We start from the raw sequence: 16,382 nt of genomic DNA on the forward strand, positions 1-16,382 counted from the left end.
TAATAAATTTACAGGAGCTTCACCTATGGGCATCGGAACAATTGTACTTATCGTTTTAATTTTGCTCCTCATCGGGGCGTTACCCAGTTGGCCGCATAGCCGCAGCTGGGGTTATTATCCCAGCGGTACTCTCGGCATTATTGTGATTATCCTGATTGTTCTGGTTTTGATGGGAAGAATCTGACCTCATACAATCTTAATGGTTTAGTACATAAAGATCTTTAGTGGAAATATGACCCAGTCGGGTTTCATTATAACCCCCGATATAGGGTTTAACCAACCTGGCAGCCACATGATAAAAAATGGGGATGCCGGGTGCGTCTTTTGCCAGAATATCCTCCGCCTGCTGATAGAATGCCATTGCTTCTGAAGTATTCTGAGCGACGGCCGCCTTCGCTAATGCCCGATCGTAATCCGCGCTGCTGTATTTGGCGAAATTGCCGCTGTCCTGGGATCGGTAATTATTAAGAAATGTGGCGGGATTGCTATAATCGGCATACCACCCTGAACGCGTCACCTCAAAATTATCGCTGCGCGCGGTGTTCAACAAGGTTTTCCACTCCTGATGCTTAAGCGTCGCCTCGACGCCAAGATTTTTCTTCCACATGGAGCTTGCCGCGATGGCGAGACGGCGATGGGTCTCGGACGTATTGTACAACAAGGTGAATTTAAGCGGTCGCGCCGCGTCGAAACCGGCCTGTGCCAATAATTTTTTGCCTTCGGCGATGCGCCGCGGGCGTGGCCAATGGGCATAGGCCGGTGCTGCCAATTCAAATCCGCCGATACCCGTCGCGCAGAGGGAATAGGCCGGGGTTTGTCCTTGCGCCATGATATTGTCGGCAATAATTTCCCTGTCCAGTCCGAGATTCAGGGCCAGTCGAACCCGCGCATCGTCAAAAGGCGGTTTACGGGTATTGATATCGTAAAAATAGGTACCGAATAACGGGGTGACACGCACTTCATTGCCAAGCTGTTTTTTTAACGCGGCAAATTGAGTTTCAGGTATATTTTTAACAATATCGATTTCGCCGCTTTTATAGCGATTCAGCGCGGCGGTTTCCGACACAATCGGCAAGAAGGTGACTTTGTCGATTACCGTATGTTGGTTATCCCAATAGCGGTCGTTGCGAACCCCGACAACTTTTTCATTCACCACCCATTCCTGCAGGGTAAATGGACCGCTGCCGACAAATTTCCCCGGCTGGGTCCATTTATCGCCCCACTGATTGATAAGTCCGCTATTCAACGGCACCAAGACCTGATGGGCCAGCATGTCCAGAAAATACGACAGCGGCTGCGCCAGTTGGATCTCCAGCGTATGGTCATCCAGTGCCTTGACCCCCAGCGACTCGGGCGGTTTTTTCCCTTGGACGATGGCCGCCGCGTTCAGCACCTGCATATTGGCGAGATAGCTTGCGGAGGGGGAGGCGGTATCGGGGGAAACCAATCGCCGCCAGGTCAATACCACATCCCGGGCGGTGAGAGGATCGCCATTGGACCAGATGAGATTGGGGCGCAAATGGAAAATCCACAGGGTAGGCTGTTTTTGTTCCCAACGGGCCGCCAGGCGGGGCTCAACGGTGCCGCCGTCGCTGACCGCCACCAGTCGTTCGAAAAAATCATTGATAATCGCGAACTCCACCTCGCTCTCCACTTTATGCGGGTCGAGGGAAGCCGGTTCGGCGGTGTTTTGCCGCACGATTTCCTGTTTGGCGGCCAGGTCGATCCCCGGCGGCACAATGGCGGCAACGGCGGGGGCGGGCAGCAGCGCCAGGCCGACACAGAGGGACAAGACATATTGTCCGCCGGAGAATATAGAAAATTCCGTCATAAGCGCGCTTTCCTCGCTGAAATAAGACATAGATCACTGATGTTATTACCCAGTCTACCCAGCGCCTTATCAACCAGGTGTAAACCTCTTCCGTCGGCTATGATTGATTCATGCGCCGTCGGCGCTTGCGTAAAATATCATCAGTTGTTCGACGCTACAGGAGGAAATCTATGCGGCGTATAATCATATTTCTAGTAACGATTTTGTTCGCCGGACCGTTATGGGCGCAGCCTAACCCGGTGGTGCATACTGGCACCCTATTGGGAATAGAGGGGCAAACCTTGGGTAAAATCACCGTTACCGAGGCGCCGAAAGGGGTCATATTGCGTATCGAGGCGGCGGGTATTTCTCCCGGCTGGCACGGTGTGCATTTCCACGAGAAGGGATCTTGCGGCGCCAAGGATAAATTTATGGATGCCGGGTCCCATGTGCATGCCGTTACTCCCGTGGTGCACGGCATCCTGAACAGTAAAGCCAACGACGCGGGCGATTTGCCCAATGTTTTTGTCGGTGGAGACGGCAAGCTGACGGTAGAGCTCTATTCCACGCTGGTGGCGGTGAATCCCGGCAACGGACGCCCCGCTTTGCTCGATCAGGATGGCTCTTCTTTGATTATTCACGGCAAGCCCGATGACTATGAAAGCCAGCCCATCGGCGGCGCCGGTGAACGTATCGCCTGTGCGGTCATCCAATAAACCGGCAACCATGGGATGCCTGGCCGATTAGCCTGCCGGCATCCTGTCCCGCCTGCTCCCTTTCCGCTATCTTGGTCGGTGACATTTCGGGTCGCGATGGTTAAGTCGAATTCTTTCACGGCGAATAATATCGCTCTAATCATCGGTCAGGAGGTTAACCACCGTCGGTGTTAAGCATTCGACTGCCGGGGCTGAAAAATTTTTGCGGAATAAAGCGGTCAAACCCTTTCTCTTTGCAAAATGCCTGGAGTTGACTCAGGTTATGCACATCGGCTTTTTGATAAATCTGCTGTAATTTATTCTCTATGGTCCGGTGCGAACGGTTGAGTCTTTTGGCGATGTTTTTACTGGACATGGATTGCAGGGCAAAAAAAATCACGTCCAGCTCCCCTTCTGAAAACAGATTCTCCGGCGGATAAAAGCGGAAAAAGCCCGGCTGTTCACCGTTGATATGCTTCAGCAGGGAGAAATTTTCAAATTTCCTGGCATGGAATATGGTCCCGACACATTGGGCGGTGGTATTGTCAAACAAAGGGAATTTATCAAAATAGTAGGGTTTCAATATTTGCTCTGGCCCATAACAATGAATTTCCAGCGAACACAATCGATCTTTGGTCGCTACGGTATTACGGTCATGTTCCTTGAAAAACCAGGCGAACTTTGCAATGGAGCAGGGCAGTTCATCGTCGTAATACCCCTCAATTTTCATAGAGGAGGGGTTAATATTAAGAAGTTCATAATAAGCTTTATTTGCATAAACATACCGCGAGTCGATATTTTTTACGCCCCAAGGCTCCCTTGACGTCTCCCATAAAAGAAGAAGCTGCCGCGATATATCGATGGAGTACTTTTGGAACGCCTCGAAAGCGTGACTGATATTTTGATCCATTTATCTATCATCCAATACATTATTATCTGAAATATCAATTGACTTTACTCTTAGTCAATCGGCGGAAACACCGGCGTAAACAACCTATCGCAGATTGTAAAAATAATTAAAAGTTAAATGAATGATGTTGATTTTATTTAATGATGTTATTCCCATTGTATTTTATGGATTGCGCCCCCTTTTTTTTAACAAAAAACTAGCGACACCACAAATTTTTATGCTTTAATTTGTCTTCCTTTGTCAGGATGAAAATCGTTAATAAGAATAATATCTTTTTTTATTATTCCTCTTTTCGGTCGGTCCCCGTTTGATTTTATCCAGGGCGCCGCACGGAAATATCCACCGGCGGCCATCCTGATAATTACCTTACCACCAGTCGGGACCTGTTATGAGGCTATTGGATAAACAAGCGATTGAACATATCAGTATCGGCGCCTCGCTTATGGCAAGTGGCGGCGGCGGCGACCCTTACATCGGCAAAATCATGGCGCTGAAAGCCATTGAGGAGCATGGCCCTCTGGCGTTGATTTCCGTCGGGGAACTACAGCCGGACGATTTGCTGTTATCCACCGGCATGATAGGGTCGCCCACGGTCATGATGGAAAAAGTGCCGAACGGGGATGAATGCATCACCGCCTGTCGGCTTATGGAACGGCGGCTGGGCAGGAAAATCGCCGCCATCTATCCCATCGAGGCCGGTGGAATAAACTCTCTGCTACCGCTGGCAACCGCTTCTCGCCTGGGACTGCCGGTAGCTGACCTGGATGCCATGGGGCGGGCCTTTCCCGAGTTCCAGATGACGACCTTTCATCTCGAGGGCGTGGGGGCGTCGCCTTTTATCGTGGTGAACGAAAAAGGCCATTCCAGCATGGTGGAAGCCGACGACAATCATATGGCGGAGAAGTTTGCCCGGGCGGTTTCGGTGACGATGGGCGGCGCGGCCATCTTTGCCGCTTATCCCGTTTCACCGGCGCAGGCGGGCGGATCGGGCATCACGGGATCCCTAAGCTTTATGCAGGACATCGGTCGGCAGGTTGAGCAGGCCCGCCGCGATAAATCCGGCATGGTGTCCATGCTGACGAAAGCTCTGGGAGGATACGTTTTATTCCGCGGCAAGGCGGTCAACGTGGATCAGCGCAGTGAAGGGGGCTTTACCCTGGGCGTGGCCGGATTTGCCGGCGTGGATGACCACAAGGGCCGGCAGTTCGAGGTCTATTTCCAGAACGAATATTTGCTGGCGCAATGCGGTACCGGTCCACTGTGCATGACGCCCGATCTGATTATCCTGCTGGATGAGGATACCGGTCTGCCGATTCTTAGCGAACGATTACGGTACGGTGTGCGGGTGGTGGCATTGGGCGTCCCGGCCAACCAAAGATGGCGCTCGCCGCGCGGCATCGAAGTGGCCGGGCCCCGTTATTTCAAATATGACACTGATTTTATCGCGGTTGAAGCCTTGGCCGCAGTGAACGGGAAACATTAATATGACATATCGAATCGGTATCGACGTCGGCGGAACCAACACCGATGCCGCCTTGTTGGACCAGGATAGGATGGTTATCGCCCGTACCAAACAGCCCACCACGCCGGATATTATGTCGGGAATCGACAATGCCATCGCCGCTCTGCTCGACGAGGTCAATATCGATAAGTCCGCGATCAGGCAGGCCATGCTCGGTACCACCCATTGCACCAATGCCATTGTGGAACGCAAAGGCCTGAATCCGCTGGCCCATTTCCGGCTGGGGGCGCCGGCCACGCTCGCCATCCCGCCGCTGAGCGATATTCCCGACGGTTTGCGCAACCTGTTGTCAGACCGGCTGTTTACCGTAGGCGGCGGTTATGAATATAACGGCGATCTGCTGGCGCCACTTGACGAGGCGCTGATTCGCCGGCACCTGCGGGAAGTGAAAGGGCAGGTGGAGTCGATTTCAGTTTGCGGCGTGTTCGCTCCGGTATCCGACGCTCAGGAGCGGCGGGTGGCCTGTCTGGCGCGGGAAGAGCTGGGACCGCATATTGCCGTTTCGCTGTCCGGTGAAATCGGATCCATCGGTTTGCTGGAGCGTGAAAACGCCTGCATATTAAATGCCGCCCTCCATGCCACCGTCCGGGATATTACCGAAGGGTTCGACCAGGCGCTGCGCCGGCACGACATCAAGGCGGATATTTATTTCGGCCAGAACGACGGCACCCTGATGCCGCTTAAACAGGCGCGAGCCTTCCCCATACATACCATTGCCTCCGGCCCCACCAACAGCATCCGCGGCGCTTCATACCTGGCCGACGTGCGTGATGCCGTGGTGGTGGATGTCGGCGGCACCACCACCGATATCGGCATATTGTCGAAGGGTTTCCCCCGGGAATCCAGCCATGCCGTTGAGATAGGTGGGGTGCGCACCAACTTTCGCATGCCGGACATTATCTCCATCGGCATGGGGGGCGGCTCCATTGTCCAGGTAGACGCCGATAACAGCATCCGCATCGGCCCGGAAAGCGTGGGATATCGGTTAACACGATGCGCCATGGTTTTCGGCGGCGACTCCTTGACCGTCACCGATATAGCGGTGGCGAAAGGACTGATTCACCTGGGTGATAGCCGGCGGATCCGGCATTTGCCCGCCGAACTGGTGGAACGGGCCTATAGGCGTTACGTGGGCATGGTGGAGGACGTGATAGACCGGTTGAAAACCCATGACGACCCGATGCCGGTGATTCTGGTGGGAGGCGGGGCCGCTTTGCTACCCACCCGTTTGCGGGGCGCATCGAAGGTTATCCGTCCGGTGAATGCCGATGTGGCCAATGCCGCCGGGGTCGCTATCGCCCAGGTCAGCGGCAGCGTCGATACCATTGTTTCCCTGGAGCACCGGGATCGTGAGAGCTGCCTGGCGGATGCCGCCCTCAAGGCGCGTGCAGCGGCCATCACGGCGGGGGCGATCCCGGGCACCGTCACCATTATCGATCTTGATACCTTGCCCCTGGCCTATATGCCCGGCAATGCCGTTCGAATACGCGCTAAAGCTGTGGGCACGCTGAAGTTCTAAAACGCCGAAGCCTATGGGGGGTATATGCTACTCTGGACCCGGATGGCTTCGCTTCTTAACATAGAGGGACTTTAACCTTACATGACGCGCGTTATTTGTGCGGGAGGAATAGCATGTGTAATTCTGGTTCCTGCTTTTATCAATTCCTTTTCAAAAGCAACCTCGAGTTCAGCCGTAAGTGTGACGGCAGTACGGTGATTTACGGCTCCCTGAATTTAACCTCCAGCGGTATCACGCATATACCCCCTAAGCTGATCGTCATTAATTCACTTATCATGAGATATTCTCAGATGGAAAGTTTACCCAATGGGCTGCAGGTGCTGGAAGATTTGGACTTAAAAAACACCCCGGTCAAAACATTGCCCCAAGATTTACAGGTTGGCGGCAATGTGTTTCTGGAGAACTCACAAATAAGCGAATTACCGGATAATTTTGGCATTGAAGGAGGTTTGGATCTGGAAAATACGCCTATCAAAACATTACCGCGAAATCTTTTTGTTGGTGATTATCTTAATATACAGGGTACCAATATCACCGCCTTGCCGGAAGATTTATATGTCGGAAAGAACTTGCTGCTGGATGTCGATAGAATCGCCCATAACGCCGCTTTTGAAAATATTCTGGCGCAGGGTGTTATCTGGCCGCGCCAAGATTGGGGAGGGGGCAAACGCGCAGCGGCCCGGGCCGAGGCCGGGCAAAGCGTGGTCTATTAAAGAGTCACGCCAAATGACACTCCATTAGATCCTGGCGTGCAATCATCAATGCTGATAAACGGCGATACATGACGACGTGTAATGATGTATAAAGCTCCGCCCATTGTCATCTCTGCGCGTCACTCCTCGCCGAAAAAAGCAACCAGCTCACGGGCGACCGAAGCCGGTTGCTCTTCCGGAAGAAAGTGCCCGCAAGAGGCAATCGTCCCGCCGCGTACGTCATCGGCAAAGTCCTTAAGCGCAGCAGCCATGTCCGTAATAGAACCTTGGTCCGCACCGAGGCCCAGCACCGGCATCTTCAGTTTTCCCTGGGCGCTGAGCTCCCGATTTTGTTGCGCGGAGAGGTCTGCGGCGCGGTAATAGGCGAGACCGGCGCGTAATCCGCCATCCTTCATGAAAACGCGCAAATATTCTTCCATGTCACTCTCGGAAAAAGTTTCCGGGTTGGCGGTTTTTCTGCGCAGAAACCAGTCGAGATACTCGCGCTCTTTGCCCGTAATCAGCGTCTCCGGAAGATCAGGCACCGCATGAAACGCGAAGTGCCAGGTGCGCCACGCACGTTGCGGCGCGGTCGGTAAAGCGTCTGGCAAGGTTATCCCCGGAATGCCCGCATCGAGCAGTACCAGACGTCTGACCTCGTCGCCAAAAAGAACCGAGTACGGATAGGCCACCCATGCGCCTACGTCGTGGCCCGCCATGAAATATCGGCGGACGTCGAGTTGACGCAATAAGCCATGAACCAGGAGAGCCAGGCTTTTCGTGTCGTAGCCGCCCAGCGGACGATCGGAATCACCTTGTCCGGGCAGATCCGGCGCTATTATCCGATAGCGCTCCGCGAGCAGCGGCATGACCTTGCGCCATGCGTACCAGCTCTCTGGAAAGCCGGCGAGCAGGACGATGGTGTCGCCATCGGCGCGCCCTCCCGATACGTAATGCAGTCTCACGCCGTCGACGGTGGCGAATCGATGCTTGAAGCCGTCCAGTCCGGCGTCCGGGCGGGAAGCCGGTTCGGCGTCAATCATTCGAACCGTTGCTGGAGCGGCTTTTTTGGGTTGCGGTTGTGTCATAAATGATTCTCCTGTCGAAAGTGATTTGGCGCAGCCTGTCGCTAAAGCCGGCAAACGGCAATTGACTCGCTGCAATGCCAAGGCCTTTATGATTATATAATTTGGATATAATCATTTCCAAATTGATTAAAAAGTTAACGTATCACGCGCATTGCCTGTTCGGCAGCGGCGAGCATCTCAGACCGGGTGCGTCCCGCCTTGGCGATAACTCGAAAACCTTGAAGTATGCTCAGCAAGAGGCAAGCGCTGGCATCCGTATCGATTTCCTTGGGGATAGAGCCATCGGACTGGCCGAGCTGGATCAGGCCGCGCAGTGTTGACTCCACGCGATGCAGGGCGTTTTTCACGAGGTCCGCCATCTCAGAATCGAAGGTGGCGAGCTCGATGGCGCTGGCCGCCACAAGACAACCACGCCGGCCTTCAGCGCCGTGTGAGGTCTCGGCGTAGAAGATAAGCATGGCTCTCAGCTTGTCGAATCCCGTCGCCTCGACTTCCATGCGCATTTGCAGCTCCGCGTGCCGCGTACTGACATAGCGCTCGAAAGCGCGGAGAAAAATCCCGCGCTTGTCGCCGAAAGCCTTATAAATGCTGCCGGCGGACAGTTGCATCGCCGCACTGATATCGGTAATGGAGGCTGAGCTGTAACCACGTTCGCGGAACAGCGGCACTACCGCGGCAATGGCCGCGTCAATGTCGAATTCCCGCGGTCGGCCCGGACTGTGCGGGTGCCTTGGTAATAAAGAGGATGTTGGCATAGGGTAATAATAGGAAACGATCGTTTCCTGGTCAAGTCATTTATGTCGCGGCCCGTTCAGCAGGTCGGCGGTGATTCACAGGAAGGCCCGGAAGGGTATGCGGCGCCGGCATCGGTCTGCGGCTGAGGTGGATACCTGATAATCAGTCCACGTCGACCGGCCCAGGCTACGTTGTGTTGGCCGGTGGGTTCACGCAGGCAGGTTTATGCCGACAGGCGCGATGGACTCTACATCCAGGTTTTTATACGCCTGCTCCAGCAGGGCGATATCCTGTGGGCGCGCGCTGGCGTGCATGTTGCGCACCGCCGGCACATCAAGGGCGATCGGTTGGCATAACCGGTAATCCCTGACCCGCAGCGCCGGTGCGATAGAGGTAAATATCGCCGTCGACGGCACGTCAAAACCCGCCGCAGCATGGACCGCCGCTGAATCCGACGAGAGAACGAAGCGGGCATGTTTTATCCAGGACAGGAACTGCGGGGTGTCGGTTGATAATTCGCCGATATCCACGTAATGGGGGCTGTCGAGCGGACCGAAGCCCAGCACCGGGCAGGCGAAGCGCCGCCATAACCACGCCACAAAGGTTTTATGCATTACCGCCGGAATGGAACGCAGCGGGGTACTGGCTGCGGGGCAGAACAAGACGTAATCATTATTCTGCCAGGAGTCGGGGAGCTGCGGCAGGCAGAGCCGCTGCAGCCAGCGGTTGGCTTTGTGGCCCGGCGGCACCGCGGCGGGATCGGCCCCCAGGGAGCGAAGAAAAAAGTCAATCATCGGCATGGCGGCGAAGCCCGGCCAAAATAGATGATTGCCGAGATCGATACGAGGCTCCGGCCCCGCCAGCTCCGCCAGTCCCCGGGGCAGCCAGCGCATTTCCCCGATGATGCCGGCCGCCATGTGATATAGCGATTCCACATAGGCCGGCGCTCGGGCCGGCCGGTAAAGCACCGTTCGCAGGGCGGGATTGAGAAAGCGCAGGGCCTCGACGGCGGTGAGGCCGATAATGGAATCGCCGAGGGCTACTCCCATACCGTTGACGATGTGCACCGCGGACAGCCGCGGATAATCAAGGGTGAATGCCGACGCCGCGGCATTGTAAAAACCGGCCTGCGCATAAAGGCTGCGATATACGCCGATATCCCGCTGCTGCTCGATATCGTAGGGGGCCACCACATGGCCGTCCCCTGTCAACAGGCTGCCGGGATGGAACAGCGCGTCATCGCCGCTTATGATGCCCATAGCGGCGACCTCGGGACTAACCGTTCGCTGAAATCTTTCAGCGCAAACATCTGCCGCCGTCCAAGCCCAGGGTCTGGCCGGTGACATAACGGCTTTTGAACAGATAGTTCACCAAATTCACAATCTCTAATTCCCCCGGTTCAATCTTCATCAGGGTTTTATTCAGCACATGCCGGCGATAATCCTCGTTGTCCTGTTCATTAAACAGGATCAGGGCCGGAGCGATGGCGTTGACTTTGACATCCGGGGCCAGCTTGCGGGCAAATGAGCGGGTCATATTGTCCAGCGCGGCCTTGCTGGCCGCGTAGGCAATGTGTTTTTTGCTGCCTTTTTCCACCGCGAAGTCGGTGATATGAATGATGTCCGCCGCCGCGTGTCCCTGATCCCGCAGGCAGGATTCCAGGGCCAGGTTAAGCAGATAGGGGGTATAAACGTGGATTTGCAGCATGGCGGCCATGGTGTCTTCCGGCGGTGTCTCCTCGCTCTCCGCCACCCAGGCGCTGGCATTGTGGATGATGGCCCGCAGCTTGGCGCTGTGGGCTTTGACCTGGTCGGCAAAGGCGTAAATGCCGCGGTTATCCGAAAAATCCGCCTGGATACAGTGGGCGCCGAGAGCGGTGAGCCCATCAAGGGCCGGATAGTGCCGTCGGTAACTGACGATGACCGGTATCCCCTGTTGCAGCAGGGATTCCGCCAACGCCAAACCGATACGGCGCGCACCGCCGGTGATGAGTACCGGCGCGGGTGGGATTATCGTTGTCAACCAAATCTCCTGAAGTCAGTGGCTTATACCGTCATACTTCCCGCTGCGGGTGCGTCGGCTTTCCTGCAACACGAATTATTTTGTATAGCCTCATGGCATTCAGACATTATATCGACAAAAATTTCCCGCGCTCCACTACTCTTTAAGGCAGTTATTCAACCCAGACCTTAACTCAGGCGGTCAGGCTTTCCCTCGCGGCGGTTTTACGGCTGACCAGGGCGCGCAGCGCGACATAAAATACCGGCGTCAGGAACAAACCGAACAAGGTGACACCGAGCATGCCGGCAAAGACCGTGATGCCCGTTACGCCACGCACCTCCGCGCCGGCGCCATGGCCCAAAATCAACGGAACGGTACCGGCGATAAAAGCGATGGAGGTCATGACAATCGGCCGCAGCCGCAGACGGCATGCTTCCAGCGCCGCGTCGACAATGCTCCTGCCCTGAATTTCCAGCTCGCGGGCGAACTCCACAATCAAAATGGCGTTCTTACAGGCCAGACCCATCAATACCACCAGCCCCACCTGGACAAAGACGTTATTGTCGCCGCCGGTCAGCCAGACGCCGAACAGCGCCGAAAGCATGGTCATCGGCACAATCAGGATCACCGCCAGCGGCAGCGTCCAGCTTTCATACAGCGCCGCCAGCACCAGGAACGCCAGCAGTACCGCCACCGGGAAGACAATCAGCGCCGTATGGCCCTGAATGGACTGTTGATAGCTTAAATCGGTCCACTCGATGTTCATGCCGAAGGGCAATACATGGGAAGCAATTGCACTGACTTTTTCCATCGCCTGGGCGGAAGAGAGAATCCGCGGGTTGGCATCGCCGATAAGGTCCGCCGCCGGGTAACCGTTATAACGGATGACCGGATCCGGCCCGTAGGTGGTGCCCAGGGTCACCATGCTGCCGATGGGCACCATTTCCCCTTTATTGTTGCGGGTGCGCAGATTGGCGATATCCTCGATACTCTGGCGGAACGGGGCGTCCGCCTGGGCGAAGACCTGCCAGGTGCGCCCGAATCGGTTAAAGTCATTAATATAGGTTGAGCCCAGATAGGTTTGCAGCGTACCGAACAGTTCGGTGAGCGGCACGCCCTGCGCCTTGGCCTTGTCCCGGTCGACGCGGGCGTCCAGCTGCGGGACATTGGCCTGATAGGCGCTGATGGGGAATTGCATCCCCGGCGTCTGGGCAATGGTGCCGGACATGGCGTTTACCGCGTTTTGCAACGCGCCGTAGCCCAGTCCGGCGCGATCCTGGATATAAAGCGAATATCCGGATCCCTGGCCCAGCCCGAGGATCGGCGGCGGCATGATGGAAAACGCGAAACCTTCCTGAATCTGGCTGATTTTGGCGTTAATTTCGGCATTGATCTCCAGCGCGGTGCGATGCCTTTCGCTCAGGGGTTTCAGGGCGAAAAACACCGTGCCGGTATTGGGCGTATTGGTAAACTGCAGAGCATTAAGGCCCGGAAACGACACCGCATCGCTGACGCCTTCGGTATTCATGCCTATGGCGCTGATTTTGCGGATGATCGCGTCGGTACGGGCCAAGGACGACCCTTCAGGCATTTTCACGCCGGCGATGAGGTAGAGTTTATCCTGGGTAGGGATAAATCCGCCCGGCACCGCTTTAAACATCACCCCCGCGCCCACCAGCAGCAGGATATAGACCGCGAACACCGCCCCGCGCCGGTTGAGGGTGCGGGCGACGGCGCGCTGATAGCGGTGGGAGCCGGAAGCGAAAAAGCGGTTGAACGGCCGGAACAGCCAGCCGAGCAAATGGTCTATGAGGCGCGTCGGCACGTCTTTCGGCGCGTCGTGGGACTTCAGCAACAGGGCCGCCAGGGCCGGCGACAGCGTCAGGGAGTTGATGGCCGAGATCACCGTGGAAATGGCGATGGTCACCGCGAACTGCTTATAAAACTGACCGGTGACGCCGGACAGGAACGCCATGGGGACAAACACCGCGCACAGCACCAGCGCGATGGCGACGATAGGGCCGGATACTTCGCGCATGGCCTGGTGCGCGGCTTGCACCGGGCTGCGTCCCTCGGCGATGTTGCGCTCGACGTTCTCCACCACCACGATGGCGTCATCCACCACGATGCCGATGGCCAGCACCAATCCGAACAGACTGAGGGTATTGAGGGAAAATCCCAATAAATACAGGATCGAAAAGGTGCCGATCACCGATATCGGTACCGCCAGCAGCGGGATAATCGACGCGCGCCAGGTCTGTAAGAACAGGATAACCACCAATACCACCAGGATCACCGCTTCAAACAGGGTCTGAATCACGGCGCGAATGGAGTCGCGCACGAAAATCGTGGGGTCGTAAGGGGCTTTCCAGGTCATGCCGTCGGGAAAGCGGGTGGCCAGTTCGGCCATTTTCGCCCGTACCGCGTTGGAGAGGTCTATGGCGTTGGCGCCGGGAGACTGGAATATACCGATGCCCACCGCTTCCTGGTTGTTTAACTGGGAGCGCAGGGCGTAACTGCCGGCGCCCATTTCAATGCGGGCGACGTCCCGCAGCCGCACCACTTCGCCGTCGTCGCCGCTTTTCAGAATGATGTTGCCGAACTCTTCTTCGTTTTCCAGCCGGCCCCGGGCGTTAATGGATAACAGGAAGTCGCTGGTGGTGGGCATTGGTTCGGCCCCCAGCTGACCGGCGGAAACCTGGACATTCTGCTCGCGGATGGCGGCCACCACGTCAGAGGCGGTCATTCCGCGCGAGGCCACCTTTTGCGGATCGAGCCATACGCGCATGGCGTACTCACCGGCGCCGAACACCTGGATTTGGCCGACGCCGGGCAGGCGGGCCAGTTCGTCCTTGACATTAAGGGTGGCGTAATTACGCAAATACAAAGAATCATATTTGCCCGATGGGGAGGTCAGGTGCACCACCAGGGTCATGGTGGGGGATTGTTTCTGGGTGGTGACGCCCTGGCGCACCACATCGTCGGGCAGCCGGGCCTGGGCCTGGGCCACCCGGTTTTGCACCTGCACCTGCGCCTGGTCCGGGTCCGTACCGGGACGGAACGTCACGGTGGTCACCAGGACGCCGTCCGAACCGGCGACGGATTTCATATACATCATGTTTTCCACGCCGTTAATCGCTTCTTCCAGCGGTGTTGCCACCGTTTCGGCGATTTCCTTCGGATTGGCGCCCGGATATTGTGCCCGCACCTGCACGCTGGGGGGAACCACATCAGGGTATTCGCTGATGGGCAATAGCGGGATGGCAATCAAGCCGGTGACAAAAATGATGATTGATAAGACGGCGGCAAAAATCGGCCGATCGATGAAAAACCGGGAAAAGTCCATCGCAGTGGGTTCCTTGACTGGCCTAGTTAAGCACGGTGGCGGCTGAAGCCGAGGTCATCGGCACGTTTTTGGCGTTAACCTGCATGCCGGGCATGAATATTTTTTGCACGCCGTCGATGACCACCCGATCGCCGGGGACAAGGCCCTGCTGTACCACCAGTAATCCCTCAAATTCGCGGCCTGGCGTGATATCGCGGCGTTGCGCTTTGCCCGCGCTATCCAGCACATAAACAAACTTGCGGTCCTGGTCGGTTATCACCGCTTTATCATCAATCAGCACCGCGTTGAAACGGTTGCTGGCGGGCAGCTGCACGCGGGCGAACAGTCCGGGAGTAAAGCGCCGATCGCGATTGTCCAGCAGGGCGCGCATGCGTATGGTGCCGGTGCTGGGGGCCAGCTGATTATCGAGGAAATCGATTTTGCCGCCGTGGGGATAACCCTCTTCCCCCACCAGGGCGATATGCACTTCCTGCGGACGATTGTCGCCGTTGGCCCTGGCCAGGCCCTGATAACGCAGATAGGTACTCTCGTCCACATCAAAATAGACATACACGGTGTCCAGGGAGACCAGTGTGGTCAGCACGCTGGCGCTGTCGCCGGCGGTGACCAGGTTGCCTGCGGTAATCTGCGCGCTGCCGGCGCGGCCATCGATGGGGGCGGTAACGCGGGTGAAATCCATATTGAGCTGCGCCGTATCGACGGCGGCCTGTGCCGAGAGCACATTGGCCTGGGCCTGTTCCGCGGCGGACCGCCGCTGTTCACCTTCTTCCGCCGAGACGGCGCTGGTGCTGAGCAGCTTTTCCGTGCGTCCCGATTCGCTGCGGGTCAGCTTCGCCTGGGTGACGGCGCTGGCGAGCTCCGCCTTGGCCTGTTCCAGCGAGGCGCGGTAGGTGCGATCGTCGATAGTAAAAAGCACGTCGCCCTTATGGACTTCCTGGCCTTCCTTGAAATTCACCCGGTCGATATAACCTGACACCCTGGGCCGGAGCTGGACGCTTTGCACCGCTTCGATGCGGCCGTTAAACGTATCCAAAGGTTCTATTTGTTTAAGCACAACCGGAGCGACGCTGACGGAAGGCGGCGGCGGGGCGGTTTGCACCGCGCTGCCGGCATCGCAGCCCGTTAGCTGCATCGCCAGCAGAATCGCCGGCAGCATCGTCGGTAAAAACAGGCTAAACCCGGCATGTCCCAAGGGGTAGCGAAAAGCGTTAATGTCTGTCATGGAGGAGGCCCTGATGTTAAGAAGATGGCGCGGAATTCGACGGCATCCTCAATGATTTAATTGCAACTATTATAAATACATTTAAAGCGCAGATTGTAGGAAGGCAGTTGGTAAAATGCAAGTGTTATTGTTGCTTTTTAATTTTCTTACAGGGGGACATTACGCGCCGCTCCGGCAAGGCGGGCTGCTTCGGGTTTATTATGTCCATTACGTTATAGTAAAGTTGAGAAACTGTTTTACCCGAAAGGGCGGTAATGGCGAAATAAGCGGGACAGCGAGGCGGCCTAATCCGCCGGAGGAAGATTCACGGGGATTGACGCGGCGCCGGCGTCCGGTGATGACGGGCGGCGGTCCTTCTCCTGCAGTTCCCGCAGGGCATCGGCCACGGTGCGCCGCGCCAGCACCTCAAGGCAGGCCTGTTCGGCTTCTCCGGCCAGCGAGTCGAAAAACCAGCCGGTATTGGCCGTCACCAGGCAGCACTGCGATGCTTCCGGTCGTTTGCCCCATAGCGGCTTGTCTTCCGTGACCGACAGATAAATATCCTGCAGGGTAATCCGGTCCGCCGGGCGGCCGAGGTGGATGGAGCCCTGACGGCCGTGGGTGGAAATAATAATTCCGCCCCGTGTCAGCGGCACCATCAGTTTGCGGACAAAACTCGGGTTTGCCTGAAGACCGGTGGCAAGGACGGCGCTGGTGGCACGCGTACCGTTCTGTTCCGCGTTGGCGACACTCAGCACCATTTGCAGGGCGGTGGGAAAGCGTAAATCAATCATGTATTCATTCTCACGTTGTCCGGAGAATCAGCATTCTTAAAATCAATTTTTAATAGTTACATATCTTCG

General features: G+C 56.4%; 14 protein-coding genes. 5 read left to right on the forward strand and 9 right to left on the reverse strand.

Annotated features, from left to right (window positions below; all coding sequences use genetic code 11):
• Nucleotides 1-31 precede the first annotated feature (31 nt).
• Nucleotides 32-184, forward strand: a complete 153-nt coding sequence (locus tag HB631_RS01130) for a DUF3309 family protein (RefSeq protein WP_213989688.1) — start codon at nucleotides 32-34, stop codon at nucleotides 182-184.
• Between the two features lie 12 nt (nucleotides 185-196).
• Here the strand turns inward: HB631_RS01130 and HB631_RS01135 are convergent, their stop codons facing one another.
• The gene (locus HB631_RS01135; protein WP_213989317.1) at nucleotides 197-1,831 is read right to left on the reverse strand and encodes an ABC transporter substrate-binding protein; all 1,635 of its coding nucleotides are present in this window, start codon (nucleotides 1,829-1,831) and stop codon (nucleotides 197-199) included.
• 170 nt (nucleotides 1,832-2,001) lie between these two features.
• Between HB631_RS01135 and HB631_RS01140 the strand changes: the two genes are divergently transcribed.
• Nucleotides 2,002-2,526 carry a superoxide dismutase family protein gene (locus tag HB631_RS01140; protein ID WP_213989318.1) on the forward strand — a complete coding sequence of 175 codons (525 nt, stop codon included), beginning with the start codon at nucleotides 2,002-2,004 and terminating at the stop codon, nucleotides 2,524-2,526.
• A 154-nt stretch (nucleotides 2,527-2,680) separates the two neighbouring features.
• Here the strand turns inward: HB631_RS01140 and HB631_RS01145 are convergent, their stop codons facing one another.
• Nucleotides 2,681-3,235, reverse strand: a complete 555-nt coding sequence (locus tag HB631_RS01145) for a helix-turn-helix domain-containing protein (RefSeq protein WP_255556714.1) — start codon at nucleotides 3,233-3,235, stop codon at nucleotides 2,681-2,683.
• A gap of 568 nt (nucleotides 3,236-3,803) precedes the next feature.
• On the opposite strand from HB631_RS01145, the gene HB631_RS01150 reads away from it, so the two are divergent.
• The 3 genes from HB631_RS01150 to HB631_RS01160 all read left to right on the forward strand — a co-directional run bounded on the left by HB631_RS01150 (nucleotide 3,804) and on the right by HB631_RS01160 (nucleotide 7,169).
• Nucleotides 3,804-4,898: a DUF917 domain-containing protein gene (locus HB631_RS01150; RefSeq protein ID WP_213989320.1), complete on the forward strand. Its 1,095-nt coding sequence runs from the start codon at nucleotides 3,804-3,806 to the stop codon at nucleotides 4,896-4,898.
• A gap of 1 nt (nucleotide 4,899) precedes the next feature.
• Complete coding sequence (locus HB631_RS01155) at nucleotides 4,900-6,456, forward strand: hydantoinase/oxoprolinase family protein (protein WP_213989321.1); 1,557 nt, start codon at nucleotides 4,900-4,902, stop codon at nucleotides 6,454-6,456.
• 194 nt (nucleotides 6,457-6,650) lie between these two features.
• Complete coding sequence (locus HB631_RS01160) at nucleotides 6,651-7,169, forward strand: hypothetical protein (RefSeq protein WP_213989322.1); 519 nt, start codon at nucleotides 6,651-6,653, stop codon at nucleotides 7,167-7,169.
• 119 nt (nucleotides 7,170-7,288) lie between these two features.
• Here HB631_RS01160 and HB631_RS01165 read toward each other — a convergent pair whose 3' ends face one another.
• From HB631_RS01165 to HB631_RS01195, 7 genes are all read right to left on the reverse strand, one after another.
• Nucleotides 7,289-8,191 carry an alpha/beta hydrolase gene (locus HB631_RS01165; RefSeq protein WP_213989689.1) on the reverse strand — a complete coding sequence of 301 codons (903 nt, stop codon included), beginning with the start codon at nucleotides 8,189-8,191 and terminating at the stop codon, nucleotides 7,289-7,291.
• A gap of 179 nt (nucleotides 8,192-8,370) precedes the next feature.
• Complete coding sequence (locus HB631_RS01170) at nucleotides 8,371-8,991, reverse strand: TetR/AcrR family transcriptional regulator (RefSeq protein ID WP_213989323.1); 621 nt, start codon at nucleotides 8,989-8,991, stop codon at nucleotides 8,371-8,373.
• Between the two features lie 189 nt (nucleotides 8,992-9,180).
• Nucleotides 9,181-10,230 carry a hypothetical protein gene (locus HB631_RS01175; protein WP_213989324.1) on the reverse strand — a complete coding sequence of 350 codons (1,050 nt, stop codon included), beginning with the start codon at nucleotides 10,228-10,230 and terminating at the stop codon, nucleotides 9,181-9,183.
• Nucleotides 10,231-10,267: 37 nt separating this feature from the next.
• Nucleotides 10,268-10,993, reverse strand: a complete 726-nt coding sequence (gene folM, locus HB631_RS01180; RefSeq protein ID WP_218626909.1) for a dihydromonapterin reductase — start codon at nucleotides 10,991-10,993, stop codon at nucleotides 10,268-10,270.
• A gap of 172 nt (nucleotides 10,994-11,165) precedes the next feature.
• Entirely contained in the window at nucleotides 11,166-14,318 is a 3,153-nt protein-coding gene (locus tag HB631_RS01185; RefSeq protein WP_213989325.1) for an efflux RND transporter permease subunit, read from the reverse strand.
• Nucleotides 14,319-14,340: 22 nt separating this feature from the next.
• A complete protein-coding gene (locus HB631_RS01190) occupies nucleotides 14,341-15,540 on the reverse strand; it encodes an efflux RND transporter periplasmic adaptor subunit (RefSeq protein ID WP_213989326.1) in 1,200 nt (399 codons plus the stop codon).
• 284 nt (nucleotides 15,541-15,824) lie between these two features.
• A complete protein-coding gene (locus HB631_RS01195; RefSeq protein WP_213989327.1) occupies nucleotides 15,825-16,313 on the reverse strand; it encodes an Rrf2 family transcriptional regulator in 489 nt (162 codons plus the stop codon).
• Nucleotides 16,314-16,382: the final 69 nt, after the last annotated feature.

The sequence above is a fragment of the Sodalis sp. dw_96 genome (genome assembly GCF_018449575.1).
Classification (GTDB): Bacteria; Pseudomonadota; Gammaproteobacteria; order Enterobacterales; family Enterobacteriaceae; genus Acerihabitans.